This is a genomic window from Colwellia sp. 5_MG-2023, assembly GCF_030547795.1.
Classification (GTDB): domain Bacteria; phylum Pseudomonadota; class Gammaproteobacteria; order Enterobacterales; family Alteromonadaceae; genus Colwellia.
In genome coordinates this window covers 1-12,876 of sequence record NZ_JAUOPW010000001.1, presented here as the reverse complement: position 1 = coordinate 12,876, position 12,876 = coordinate 1, and the positions used below count along the sequence as shown (strand labels likewise).

Annotated in this window: 12 protein-coding genes; 8 read left to right on the top strand and 4 right to left on the bottom strand. The window is 34.6% G+C overall.

What is annotated here, in order from left to right; all coding sequences use genetic code 11:
• Positions 1 to 17: 17 nt before the first annotated feature.
• Both Q4496_RS00060 and Q4496_RS00055 read right to left on the bottom strand, forming a co-directional pair.
• A complete protein-coding gene (locus Q4496_RS00060; RefSeq protein ID WP_215972495.1) occupies positions 18 to 698 on the bottom strand; it encodes a phosphoglycolate phosphatase in 681 nt (226 codons plus the stop codon).
• Positions 699 to 842: 144 nt separating this feature from the next.
• Complete coding sequence (locus tag Q4496_RS00055) at positions 843 to 2,009, bottom strand: diguanylate cyclase (RefSeq protein ID WP_303609717.1); 1,167 nt, start codon at positions 2,007 to 2,009, stop codon at positions 843 to 845.
• Positions 2,010 to 2,274: 265 nt separating this feature from the next.
• Here Q4496_RS00055 and Q4496_RS00050 point away from each other — a divergent pair, with 265 nt between their 5' ends.
• The 5 genes from Q4496_RS00050 to Q4496_RS00030 all read left to right on the top strand — a co-directional run bounded on the left by Q4496_RS00050 (position 2,275) and on the right by Q4496_RS00030 (position 7,726).
• Positions 2,275 to 3,411, top strand: a complete 1,137-nt coding sequence (locus Q4496_RS00050) for an FIST signal transduction protein (protein WP_303609716.1) — start codon at positions 2,275 to 2,277, stop codon at positions 3,409 to 3,411.
• Positions 3,412 to 3,436: 25 nt separating this feature from the next.
• Positions 3,437 to 5,257 (top strand): bifunctional diguanylate cyclase/phosphodiesterase, encoded by a 1,821-nt coding sequence (locus Q4496_RS00045; RefSeq protein WP_303609715.1) that lies wholly within the window; start codon positions 3,437 to 3,439, stop codon positions 5,255 to 5,257.
• Between the two features lie 200 nt (positions 5,258 to 5,457).
• Positions 5,458 to 5,820, top strand: a complete 363-nt coding sequence (locus Q4496_RS00040; RefSeq protein WP_303609714.1) for a hypothetical protein — start codon at positions 5,458 to 5,460, stop codon at positions 5,818 to 5,820.
• A gap of 415 nt (positions 5,821 to 6,235) precedes the next feature.
• Complete coding sequence (locus tag Q4496_RS00035) at positions 6,236 to 7,516, top strand: cystathionine gamma-synthase family protein (RefSeq protein ID WP_303609713.1); 1,281 nt, start codon at positions 6,236 to 6,238, stop codon at positions 7,514 to 7,516.
• Between the two features lie 60 nt (positions 7,517 to 7,576).
• Positions 7,577 to 7,726 carry a hypothetical protein gene (locus Q4496_RS00030; RefSeq protein WP_303609712.1) on the top strand — a complete coding sequence of 50 codons (150 nt, stop codon included), beginning with the start codon at positions 7,577 to 7,579 and terminating at the stop codon, positions 7,724 to 7,726.
• Between the two features lie 686 nt (positions 7,727 to 8,412).
• Here Q4496_RS00030 and Q4496_RS00025 read toward each other — a convergent pair.
• Positions 8,413 to 8,556, bottom strand: coding sequence for a hypothetical protein (locus Q4496_RS00025; RefSeq protein ID WP_303609711.1), 144 nt, complete (start codon positions 8,554 to 8,556; stop codon positions 8,413 to 8,415).
• 64 nt (positions 8,557 to 8,620) lie between these two features.
• The gene (locus Q4496_RS00020; protein WP_303609710.1) at positions 8,621 to 8,806 is read right to left on the bottom strand and encodes a phage integrase N-terminal SAM-like domain-containing protein; all 186 of its coding nucleotides are present in this window, start codon (positions 8,804 to 8,806) and stop codon (positions 8,621 to 8,623) included.
• A gap of 360 nt (positions 8,807 to 9,166) precedes the next feature.
• Between Q4496_RS00020 and Q4496_RS00015 the strand changes: the two genes are divergently transcribed.
• The 3 genes from Q4496_RS00015 to Q4496_RS00005 all read left to right on the top strand — a co-directional run bounded on the left by Q4496_RS00015 (position 9,167) and on the right by Q4496_RS00005 (position 12,718).
• Positions 9,167 to 9,976, top strand: coding sequence for a hypothetical protein (locus tag Q4496_RS00015; RefSeq protein ID WP_303609709.1), 810 nt, complete (start codon positions 9,167 to 9,169; stop codon positions 9,974 to 9,976).
• A gap of 116 nt (positions 9,977 to 10,092) precedes the next feature.
• Positions 10,093 to 10,587 carry a signal peptidase II gene (gene lspA, locus Q4496_RS00010; protein ID WP_303609708.1) on the top strand — a complete coding sequence of 165 codons (495 nt, stop codon included), beginning with the start codon at positions 10,093 to 10,095 and terminating at the stop codon, positions 10,585 to 10,587.
• A gap of 280 nt (positions 10,588 to 10,867) precedes the next feature.
• The gene (locus tag Q4496_RS00005) at positions 10,868 to 12,718 is read left to right on the top strand and encodes an AAA family ATPase (protein WP_303609707.1); all 1,851 of its coding nucleotides are present in this window, start codon (positions 10,868 to 10,870) and stop codon (positions 12,716 to 12,718) included.
• The last annotated feature ends 158 nt before the right edge of the window (positions 12,719 to 12,876 follow it).

The window sequence follows — 12,876 nt, the reverse complement described above, 5'->3', positions numbered from 1 at the left end:
CACTTAGCTTATATTGCTTAATCAAAAGCTGCTGAAGTGAATTCAGGGAAAGTATTAAAACACCATTGTGGATTATATTGTGCGATATCTTCACCGTAATTATAACCATAAGTAAAACCAACACTGTCTATGTTAGCTGCTTTTGCGGCTAGAATATCATTTTTAGAATCACCAATCATTAAGCACTGGTCTGCGGTAACATCAAGCTGCTTTAAGGCTAATAAAAGTGGTGCAGGGTTAGGTTTCTTTTCTGGTAAGGTGTCGCCACCAATCAATATTTCGAACATATCACCAATACCTAAGCCTGAGAGTATTGGCTGAATTAACTTTTCAGGTTTATTGGTGATTATCCCTAAACGAAAACCCGCTTTTTTTAAAGTAAGCAAACCTTCTTTAACACCATAATATAAAACAGAATTGACACATATACATTGTTGATAATGCCTTAAGAAAATAGCTAAAGTATCTTCAACTACTGTGCGATCGAGTTCTTTATTAATATTGGTTGAGCCAGATAACGCACGCTCTATTAATGCTTTAGCGCCATTACCTACCCACTGACGAATAGTATTTTCATCAAATGCCGGTTTATTTAGATCTTTTAGGGTGCTATTAACTGCCAGAGCAATATCGGGCGCGCTATCAACCAATGTGCCGTCAAGATCGAAAAGTAATACCTGTTTTTGTTTTATACTCATGAAGATCTCAATTAACATTTTAATTTAGTGTTTATTTACACGATTATATCATTGAGGCTTCATCGTATATGAAAAATATAACAGTGTTTGAAAACTTTATGTTAAAGCTAGTATTACACGAGCTTAAGTAGAAAAGTTATAATGCTACTGACTGACATTATTTCGCCCTTTCTTTTTAGCACGATATAGTGCTAAATCAGCATTTTTTAATGCTTGCTCAAAACTTTGTTTTGGCTCTCTTTGTGCTACACCAATTGATACTGCAACATTGACCGTTTTGTTATTATTCTTTTTGGTGTTCCTACTCTTTTTATCTGTTCGTTTATCGCTACGAATCACCATGTCGTAATTAGCAATACTTTGACGTAGTTTGTCTAGCTCAGGAATAGCTTGCTCGGCTGTTTTTCTTGGAAAAACAACAGTAAATTCTTCGCCGCCATAGCGATAAATTTTACCACTACTACGCATTTCAGCCATTCTTGTTGCTACCAGTTTTAGCACTTCATCACCAATGTCATGTCCGTAGGTATCATTAAATTTTTTAAAATGATCAATATCAAGCATAGCCACTGTGTATTTACGCCCCAGTGATAAGGCGAGTTGGTTTAATGCACGACGAGTAGGTAATCCAGTTAAATCATCGCGGTAAGCTAAATAGTACGAGTCAGTGCTAACGGCAAGTAAATATAGTGCAGACATCACTATGGCAATAAGCGTCCAAGGTAAAGCAATAATATTTAGCTGATTTAGACACCAAACAATAAAGGTAATCAGTAGCGCTGTGAGTGTTAAATCGTGATTACTAATACTACGCCATACCAATAAAAGGCCTAACAAGCCAAGTGGTATGATAATAGGAACGTAAGGTAAAACTGATGTCCATAATGGCGTTTGTGGTATTAAGCTATGTAAACTTTGGCTCAGCTGTAGCCAATAAAAAGTTATCGCGGCACATAAACCAATAAATATAAGCCTACTGATGATATGAACAGATAAAAGCGCGCGATCTTTTATTAAAGCCAATAGCATAAATAAACTAGCGCCATATAAAAGTAGCCATTGTGTATTTAGCATTAAAGGTTTGGTGTTAATAGATGGGGAGTTTGTAGTAACTAAAAATACTAGCCATAAGCCGCATAAAATAGCAATTCTACTGCGATTAAATTGGGTTGCAAAGATAGCAGTAACGATCAGTAATGGATAAACCAAATAATTGATTAACGTTAATTGACTTTGCCACTGTATTTGAAAGTGAATTAATAATGAGAATAAGCCTGTAACTGCCATTAAACATAAAAATGTAGACTTCATCCCTTTTAACTTAACCAACTGATACTCCAAAACTTCTACTTAAATAAAGTCACCATTGTATTGATATACTAATTGCTTTTCTAGTTTTAGATTCGATAAAAAAAATACACGCTCTGAAGTCGGTTATTTTAAGGCGAAATAAAAAAGGGGGGCTAGGTTTTGAGATTACTATTAGCTAGACAATTTTATGCATTAGCGCTACTTTTATATAATAAAAGCATTTTTGATAACAAAAAAATGGGTAGATGCAGATGGATACCAGTATATGAATAAAGAATTATTCACTTTGTATATTGAAAGTGTAGCACTTGATGATTTAAATAAAGGTTTACAGCTAGCTCAGGGTAAAGGAGCAAAAAGCTTAATGCTGCTAATTTGTAGCCAAAATGAATACAACGAAAAAGCACTGACGTTATTGTTAAAAGGTTGTTCGTTACCCGTTTTTGGCGGAATGTATCCTATGATTACTCACCAAACTGCTTTGTATAAACAAGGAGCTTTAATTATAGGTTTTAAAGAGGTTTATCAAACGTCACTTTTTTCTGACTTAGATCAAGTCAGTGATGAAGATGAATTAGAAGAACAGATCAATAGAGTATTAGAAAAAAATGAAAATCTTAATCATCAAGATGATTTCTTAATGTTTTATGATGGCTTAATGACTAATATCGAAGATTTCATTGATTGCCTTTTTGATTGTCTCGATCATACTATTTCTATTGCTGGAGGTGGAGCGGGCTATTTAGATTTCGTTCAACGGCCAAGTGTTATTACCAATAACGGTATCTATAGTAATTCAGTATTGCTCGTTTCCTTACCTTCTAAAATAACGACAAGTATTGCTCATGGTTGGCAAATATTGGAAGGGCCTTTTTTAGCCTCGGAGGTACACGAACAAACAGTACTAAGCTTAAATTATCAAGCAGCATTTGACGTTTATGCCCAAGCCATAGAAATTAATAGTCATTACAAGTTTGATAGCGGTAACTTTCACGATATTACCAAACACTTTCCATTAGGTATTGAAGATATCAATAATAATTTAATTGTTCGCGATCCTGTTTTAGCGATTAATGGTCACTTACAATGTGTTGGTAAAATAGCTATTAACTCTATGGTATATTTACTTCATGGCAGTGAAGATAACTTAATTAATGCAGCTGAAGAAGCCGCAATTGAAGTTTTTTCAAACATCAATGTTAGCCAACAAGCATCAATGATGTTCGACTGTGTAAGTAGAGTGTTATATATGGAAGATAGGTATAATCAGGAGCTACAAGTCATTAGTAAACACAATAAATCTTCTGAATTATTTGGTGTGCTCTCCATTGGCGAAATTGCTAACGGTCAAAGTGGTGCGCTTAGTCTTCTTAACCGATCAATTGTCATTAGTACCTGGTAATAAATAGCTAATAAATAGGTAATTTATGAATAAAGCCTTATCACTTATTTCGTTGCAACATGAACTCGCCATGGCTATTGGCAATAAACTTGACTTAAAAGCCATGGTAAAAGTATTTTTAAAAGTGTGCTTTAGTCGTTTAAATTTAACCAGTACTCACTTTTATGTTTATTGCGATGAAAATGGCGTTCCGAGGAAAATAGAAACAATAGCAGAAAGTGATTATCGTAATTTATTAAGTATCCCAAAAATCAATTCAGGTAAACCATGGCAAGACTGCTTGAAATTATCAAACTTTGTTAAACAATTAAATAAGCAGCAAGAGACGATAGCAATGGAATACGATAATGGCCATCAATTATATGGTTTTATCGTACCTGGACATGGTTTTTTAGTTTTTGAAACGCATTATATTCTTGCTATGGATGTTCAAAAGGCGTTATCTCCTATTTTAAATAAATTAGCGACAAGTTGTTATGCGTCCTTAATACATGATTCTTTGGTGAAAGAAATACACTCTAGACAGCTTATTGAAGAAAAACTTGCTTTTCAATCACAACATGATGGCTTAACTGGCTTATTCAATCGACAACATATTAAGAAACTACTTAAAAATGCTATTGAGCAGACCAGTATCAAAGCAGAGTATGGTTGTACTATATTTATTGATTTAAATAAGTTTAAGCCTATTAATGATGCTATGGGGCATAGTATTGGCGACCTCATACTACTAACCTTAGCAAATAGACTTAATTCTTTAAGTAATGAAAATGTTCATGTTGGACGTTTTGGTGGGGATGAGTTCGTCATTATTTTGCAGGGGCTAGATCAAAATTATCAAAAGGTAGCTAATTTATTTATTAAAGAAATTAATCAAGTGATAGATGAACCTTTCATTATTAAAGATAATTCATATAAGCTTAATTGTAGTATTGGCTATGTGTTTTTTCCATTACAAAAGAGTACTGCTAGTAGCCTAATTAAATTTGCTGATATTGCTATGTATGAAGCAAAACGTGAAAAGAATTTGCAAGGCAAGCAATATCAACCTGCAATGTCAGACAAAATAAACAAACGACTTGCTTATGTCGACGATATGAAAAAAGGATTAATAGCAAAAGAGTTTGAATTGTATTACCAGCCCCAATTTAACCATCATAATGAAATTATTGGGGCAGAAGCATTATTACGTTGGAATCACCCAGAACATGGTATTGAATCCCCTGCTATCTATATTCCTATCGCTGAAGAAAGTGATTTAATTTTATATATTGGTCAATGGGTGCTTGAACAAGCATGTCGTGATATTAAAAAACTAGAACAACGTGGGGTACCTCATAGTTTTGGTGCAATCTCTATTAATGTCAGCGCTAAACAATTAATAGAAAACAATTTTCAAAGTAAAATCATGACGGCTATTGAGCAAAACAATATTTCAGCTAATCGTTTAGCTTTGGAATTAACAGAGAGCTTATTAATAGAAAATATTACTGATTCCATTGAACTGATTGCATCTTTAAAAGCCAAAGGAATCGCGTGCGGTATTGATGATTTTGGCACGGGTTATTCGTCTTTAACTTACTTAAAGCTTATACCCGCAAGTATATTAAAAATAGATCGATCTTTCGTGTCCAGCATAGAAGAAAGTGATGAAAGCCTAGCGATTGTTAATATGATTATCAGTTTGGGGAAGGCGCTTAATATGGCTGTTTTAGCCGAAGGCGTTGAAACCCTAGAAGAATTAAATTGTTTGAAAAAACTCGGCTGTTATCAATATCAAGGGTACTTTTTTAATAAAGCGTTACCTTTTGAAGAATTCTGTCAGTTATTCGATGCACAAAAATAAGATAACATTAAACTAAGCTCACTTTACCTTAGAATCAAGTTTTCTCTTTTTGACTGTTCAGGTATTAAGGTATTGATATAGCCGACATGCTAGTTAGTGTTAATTGGCTAGTTGTTTAATTAAATAACCCGCTTTACGTTTCTTTACTAAATAAGGAGTATTATATTTATCTACTCTTCTTTTTATTATGATTACATTATATGACCTTTATTCACGCTAACTTTCTACATGCTACTTCATTAAAAAATTCGATTGTCGTTTTTTTAATAACTTTATTTATTTTATCTGGTTGCAGTAGTAAATATGACAATAAGATAACAGAAGTGTTTAGAAGTAATATTGTAGATGATACAAAAATGTTTTCTTTTTCATTAATTTTTGTATACAAGACTACGCCACAAGACGATAGCAACGAGGGTAAATCACACAAGCAAGTCAAAGAAAAGGGAAAAGGCAAAAGGGGAGATAAAGGCGGCGAGCGACCTAATAAACAAAAATCAAAAAGCTCGAATAAAAGTAACAAACGAGACAGTCAAATGACCAATGAACTTGAACTCGTTTAGTTGAAAAACTTGAAGAAAATGGTTACTGCCGAAAAGGATTTTTTGAACTGAATCGTACACTTAACAAGTCAATTTACACTATACATGGTGAGTGTAATGAGAGCGCAACAGCTGCCGATAGAAAAAACTTTATAAAGCAGGCTGAACGATGAAATTGACATTACTGTTGATGGATTTTAAGTAGTGATATGTAAACTTACTCAGTAAAATTAATATTGACTTCAATTAATAGAAGGGTGGGGTATAAATGAATATACATATCCTTCTTAAAGGTCATAAATACCAATAATTATAAGTATTAATGTAGATATTTTAAATGATAAATCAATAGATAGAATAGAGATAAACGCTCTCTATAATACCAGTACCGAAATACCAGTACCGACAATAGACTTTAGTTAACTGAGAATTAAACATGCCAACTAATTACAAAAAAACCGCAATAGGTGAGCATAAACTGCAACCTGAATCGTTAATGATGGGCTATGGATATGATCCAAAGCTATCGGAAGGTGCAATTAAATGTCCTAATTTTCAAACATCAACGTTTGTCTTTGAATCAGCAGAGCAAGGTAAGCATCTATTTGATGTGTCTTCTGGGCGTATCCAACTTGAGGAAGGCGAAAAAGCCGGCTTAGTCTATTCACGATTCAATAATCCAACCATTGAAATTGCAGAAAATCGTATTGCCATCTGGGATAATGCACAAGACTGTATAGTAACCGGTAGTGGTATGTCAGCTATCTCAACAACGCTGTTAGCACTTTCTAAACCTGGCGATGTCATTGTTTATTCTGAACCTATTTATGGTGGCACAGATACCTTGATTAACGGTATGTTAACGCAAATGAATATTAAAGCGGTCGGTTTTATATCGAGTGAAGGCACTAAAGGGCTGGAAGAAGCATTAAAGACCGCCAGTGAAATGGGGAACATTTCTGTGGTTATGCTTGAAACTCCTGATAACCCAACAAACAACCTTGTTGATTTAATTAAGTGTCGTCATCTTATTGATGAAATATCTGAAAAACAACTCGTTAGACCGATATTGGCAGTAGATAACACTATGCTAGGACCATTATGGCAACAACCGTTAAAGCATGGTGCTGATTTATGTCTCTATTCGTTAACCAAGTATGTTGGCGGTCATTCCGATCTTATTGGTGGTAGTTGTTCAGGTAATAAAGATTTGATCGCCAAAATCAGAAAAATCAGAAATTGCATCGGCACAACCATGGATTCACATACAGCTTGGTTGATATTACGTTCTTTAGAAACATTAAAAATTCGTATGCAAGCATCAGCCATTGGTGCAAAACAAGTGGTTGATTATTTAAATACGCATAAACAAGTAACACGAATTGATTACCCAGGATTATTAACCGAAGGTGATCCACAATATCAAATCTATAAAAAACAATGTACGGGCGCGGGCTCAACGTTTTCTTTTGAAATTAAAGGTGGTGAAAAATCTGCATTTAACGTATTGAATAAACTAAAATTAGTTAAACTTGCGGTTAGTTTAGGAGGAACTGAAAGCTTAGCGCAGCATCCTGCAGCGATGACTCATTCAGGTGTACCAAAGGCACGTCGAGAATTAATTGGTGTTACCGATGGGTTAATTAGGATTTCAATAGGAATTGAAGAGCCTGCTGATATTATTGCCGATTTAGCACAGGCAATGAGCGAGTTGTAACAGCTTGATATTCGGTGTTAATTCACGTAGTTATTAACATGAGAAAGGGGGCAGTGATAAATGAATAGTGTTTTCATTCTTGAATATCACCGACCTTTTAATCTAACCACCATACGTGACAAAAGCAGCACTAAAAATCCTACTAATTTAACGGGGACACTCGCTTATAAAGCATTAGTTGAAATGCGAGTGTTGTTCAAATTTGAGTGACTGATGAGATTGGTTGTTACTGGGACACCCATCTTAGTGTCTTCCCATCTTAGTGTCTTTGAGTTTTTTCACCGCTGATATAAATTAAGATGGGTGTCCGAGTTAAATTCTTTAAGCTTATGGATCACCCAATTAAGAGCAAGAAAAACGTTCAATTGTACCGCTGTAGCAACAGCTCACAAATTAGCACGTATCATGTGGACATTATTACAAAAACAATGCTATTACACACCTCAAGTGGTTAGGGTTGTGGCATGAATTATTCCCCGTTTTACTATCTAGCTAGCCTGCCTGGGACTAAGGCCATGAGCCTGTGTGACTGTTTAGGCAGCTAGATAGTACCTCATTTTTAAGGTTTAACTTTTCAAGACTGTTGTTTACAAGATGAAATTAAAAGGCACTAGCCAACTAGAGCAAAGCCTGCGATAGGATAAGTGCATAAAGCGCGTTTGAGTGTTCAATGTTTAAAGGTATTTCTAGTTCGCAACTCATCTGGAGCATGGATAACAAACCATAGCTCGAATATATGTCAGTACAGTTTGCTTTAAGCAAGCACAGAGCCTGTCATCATAAACAGTAGATTGAAAATAGCACTGTTCAGCCATGTAAGGCATAAGAGATTTTCTTCTGTTCCACTTAAGCTCGGCTTGACATCAAGGAAGCGTCTATATATGTCCTTTATCATTTTACAAAATAGAAATGATTAATTGATAGGGCATTTTTAAGTTAGCAATAATAGCAGCTACTTCATTTGGAGAAAGCACCGTTGGAATATTTTTAGGACGTTTAGTGTATGACAAAATTAAACCATCACATTGTTGATCTAACATGTGCTCATACATGAAAACTAACGCGCATAAAGCTTGATTTTGTGTAGCTGTACTAACACTGCGATTAACCGCTAAATGAGTTAAAAAAGTGGTTTATTTCTACTACACCCAACTCTTTGGGGTGACGTTTTTCATTAAACAGAATGAAAAATTTAACCCAATATAAATAACTTTTTTCTGTTTGTAAGCTATAGCGTTTAACTCGAATTACATCTCGAAGAGACTGTAAAAAAGGAGATTTGATAATCATAAAAAAAACACTTTGCTGGACTGTGTATACATACAGTTATAATGTATTTTCCCAAAAAACGCAATTTTTTGTGTAGAAAGTGAGCACGAATATGCTCACTTTTTACATAGGTAAATTTCTAATTTATTGATTTTTATTATTTAATTTTTTAAGCACTGCGTCATACTCAGCACAAAATAGCTGAGTATGACGCAGTGCTTAGTTTCTACAAACTTAATGTTTAAAATAAAACCACCTGTTTTACTATAAAGCTTTGACAAGCAATAATTTAATTATTATTGTTTTGTTATTTTTTTATTTCATAATCCGTTACTATCGTGAATTATGGATAATATACTGTTATGTTTCAAGGAGAGTTCAGTGCCAGAGCCAATTACAACCGTAGGTATTGGAGCCATTGCGGCTTACATTGGTAAAGATGGAATTCAAAAACTTTTAGGGCCAACTGCTGATTATTTAGGTGGAGGATTAAAAGACTTCACTGAGAAGCGGTTTGAAAATATTGGGAAAATATTTAAAAAAGCAGATGATAAACTGGGTGATGATAGAGATAAGCCTGGTAGCGTTCCACCTAAAGTTTTAAAGACTATTATTAATGACGGCTCATATAATGATAATGATGTCGCTGTTGAGTATTTTGGAGGTGTGCTTGCCTCAGCAAGAACTGAATTAGGCAGAGATGACCGGGGTGCTCGAATAGCAAAAATGGTTGATGAATTATCAACTTACCAGTTAAGAACGCACTTTTTGATTTATTCAACAGTCAAAGAGTTGTTCAAAAATAAAGGTTATAAATTTGGAATGGAAGATCGAAGCAAAATGGAGATTTTTTTGCCATTTCCTTTTTATGCTCAAGCTATGGGATACAACCAAGAAGAATATGATAAAGCAGAAGTCCTATTAAGACACACGTTTTTTGGCTTACAGAATGATGGACTAATTGACAATGATTTTCAGTATGGTGGCAAAGATCACATGAGTAAAATTGTTAAATCTGCACAGTATGATGGAATTATGTGCCAACCTTCAGCACTGGGTGCAGAGCTATTTTTATGGGCTTTCGGTCAAGGAGATAAAGGTTTGGATTATATTTTTAACAATAATTTCAATCCAAAAATTGATGATTTACCTCAAATAATCCCTAATACCATCGCCGTCAAAGAAACATAACAAGTCATTTCAGCAGGACAAATTACAGTTGGCTTTTGCTCCTGCGTCGCGATTTTAGCCAACAATTATTCGCCTCTGAATGAGGCGTTAGCAGCCAAAAAGGGTTTAGTCGTAATATGAATGTTTGGAAAAGAATTTTAACTATTTTAGTCGTTACATTGTCATGCGTTGGTTGTGACCAAGGCACTAAAGTATTAGCTTCAGAATATCTCCCAAAAGGTCAAATGACGAGTTATCTTAATGATATTTTAAGAATTGGTTATACCGAAAATATAGGTGCTTTTCTTGGGTTGGGTAACACTTTATCTGATAGTGCTCGTTTCTGGATTTTCGTTGTTTTAGTTGGTGCTTTTTTGTTTGGCTTACTCGCATATTTAATTCAGAACTCTAAACAAAACTTATCATCATTAATTGCACTTTCTTTAATCTTTTCAGGTGGGTTAAGCAATTTCTATGATCGTGTTGTAAACAATGGTGCTGTCGTTGATTTTTTAAATATAGGTATAGGCTCGTTAAGAACAGGTATCTTTAATGTAGCGGACATCGCTATCATGCTTGGTGTATTTATGCTGTTCTTTGTATCTTCAGAGAAAAGTGTAACTGGCAGCTAACAAGCAAATTAATCAGGACAAAAAACAGTTCGTTTTTTCTCCTGCGTCGCCTATTTTAACCAACTATTTTTTGCCCATTATTTGGGCGTTGAGGCTGTAGAATAACTAACTCAGTCAAAACGACGAGTTTTTTAGCTCTTGTATCAGGCTGTAGAGTGTTAACGCGATATAGGTAATGCATTTAGTACCTCTATTTTATGGGGAAATTTATAATAAATGAGTTATTCTACAAACTCGTTAGGCCTCTTTTAGGGTTCAGTAAATAATTCAAGGATTGAGAATGATTAGATTAGAAAAAGTTGCTATATCTGGTTTTAAAGGTATTTCGGATAGAATTGAAATTCCCGCAAAAGACTTTAATGTAATTGTGGGTAAAAATGATGCAGGTAAGTCAACAATACTTAAAGCGTTAGATCTGTTTCTAAACAACAAACAATATATTTCTGAAAACTTAAATAATCGAACTGTTCAATTCACAGAAATAGAGTTATTTTTTTCGACAAATGATACTCAAATAATAATAGATGAAAATGTTCAAACTACGTTTGAACAAGAGGAACTGATTAACTCTGATGGCTTACTTCATATCACCAAAAGGTGGGATGGAGCAAAAACTGGGAAAATAACGCCAGAGTATAGTGTAACTAGGAAGTCTTATAAGGATTTAGATTTCTTCTCACTGACAGAAGCAAAGCTTATAAAGCTCTGTCGCGATAATGATCTTGAAGCAGAACCCGGCTTAATGACAAACCCTGTTTCGGGTGAAGATCACAATAACGCTGAAAAACGTCAACGACTTAAATCTATCTATAGCGATAGAGCCTTTGAATTCGAATATATCCAAGAAAAACTTCCCACGTCAGGGCAGAATAGGCTTAAGAAAACTGAACAGGTTATTAAAAAATGCCTTCCTCAATTTGAATATTTTCTTGCGGACTCTCCACTATCTGAAAGTGATAGCGCCATTCAAAAATATTTTAAAGACATGGCATTTAAAGTTATTCAGGAGCAAGTTGATACAAATATTTTAGAGCAAACAGTAATAACCCAGCTACAGAATGTTTTAACTGGAATTACAGATAAAATAAACTCTGTAGTACCTGAAAGTGAGCAGGTAAAGGCAAAAATTGATTTTGACTGGAGTAAACTAATTTCTACAGGTTTCGAAAGTGATAGTGCAGAAGGTGCTGTTCCCCTTTCAGCAAGAGGTGATGGATTTAGGCGAATAACAATGATGTCTTATTTTGAATACTTAGCTGAAGAAAAACATGAGGATCATCAGAATATAATTTTTGCCTTTGAAGAACCTGAAACCTTTCTACATCCGTCTGCACAAGAAAACTTGTTTGAAAAGTTAAGTGACATATCAAAGGCTGGCTACCAAGTTTTTCTTACGACACATTCACCAGTATTAGTATCTAAAACACAACGTAGCGACCTTCACCATGTATTTAGAGAACAAGGAACTTACATGCTTAATTCAAACGTTACAAATTATAAGGAGATTGCAGATGACCTAGGGGTTACTGTGGATAACCAGTTTGTTTCTATGTTTGATAATGCAAAGTGTTTACTTTTAGTTGAAGGTGTTGATGATTGCAAAGCGTTTGCACATGTTTCTCAGTTATATCATGAAAATGGAATTACGAATGAACAATTTGAGAATTTAGGCATTGTTCCAATCCCTGTCGGTGGGTGTGGGAGTATCAAGCATTGGGTGTCCCTAGATCTTTTAACAACTTTAAATAAGCCGTTTTATATTTACTTAGATTCTGATAAAGAATCTGAACAAGAAACCTCTCCTAATTCAGAAAAACTGATTGAATATGGTTTTATTGAAGGCGAAAACTTCTCGGTTACGCGTAAGAGAGAAATTGAAAACTATATGCCCCCTCAAGCTTTAGAGAGGTTAGCTCCAGGTTGTGGCATTTCATTTACCGATTGGTGTGATGTCAAAGCAAAGGCAAAAGAAAATGATATGCGAGTTGCTTTAGGCGGCAAAAAGATAGCTAATAAACACTTTGAATCTTTAAGTTTTGAAGAATTATTATCAACCTTTAATCCAACTGGAAATGATGACGAATTTGTTAACCTGTACAATAAGTTAGAGAGTTTAGTAAGCGAGGCTTAACAAGTCGTTTAAAAGGACAAAAAACAGTTGGCTTTTGCTCCTTCGTCGCTAATTTTGCCAACAATTTTATTGCCTCTTAACGAGGCGTTGAGGCTGTAGAATTTCTCCAAAAAGACGTATTTACGTCTTTTTTTATATTTCCTCAATTGTTTGTTTTT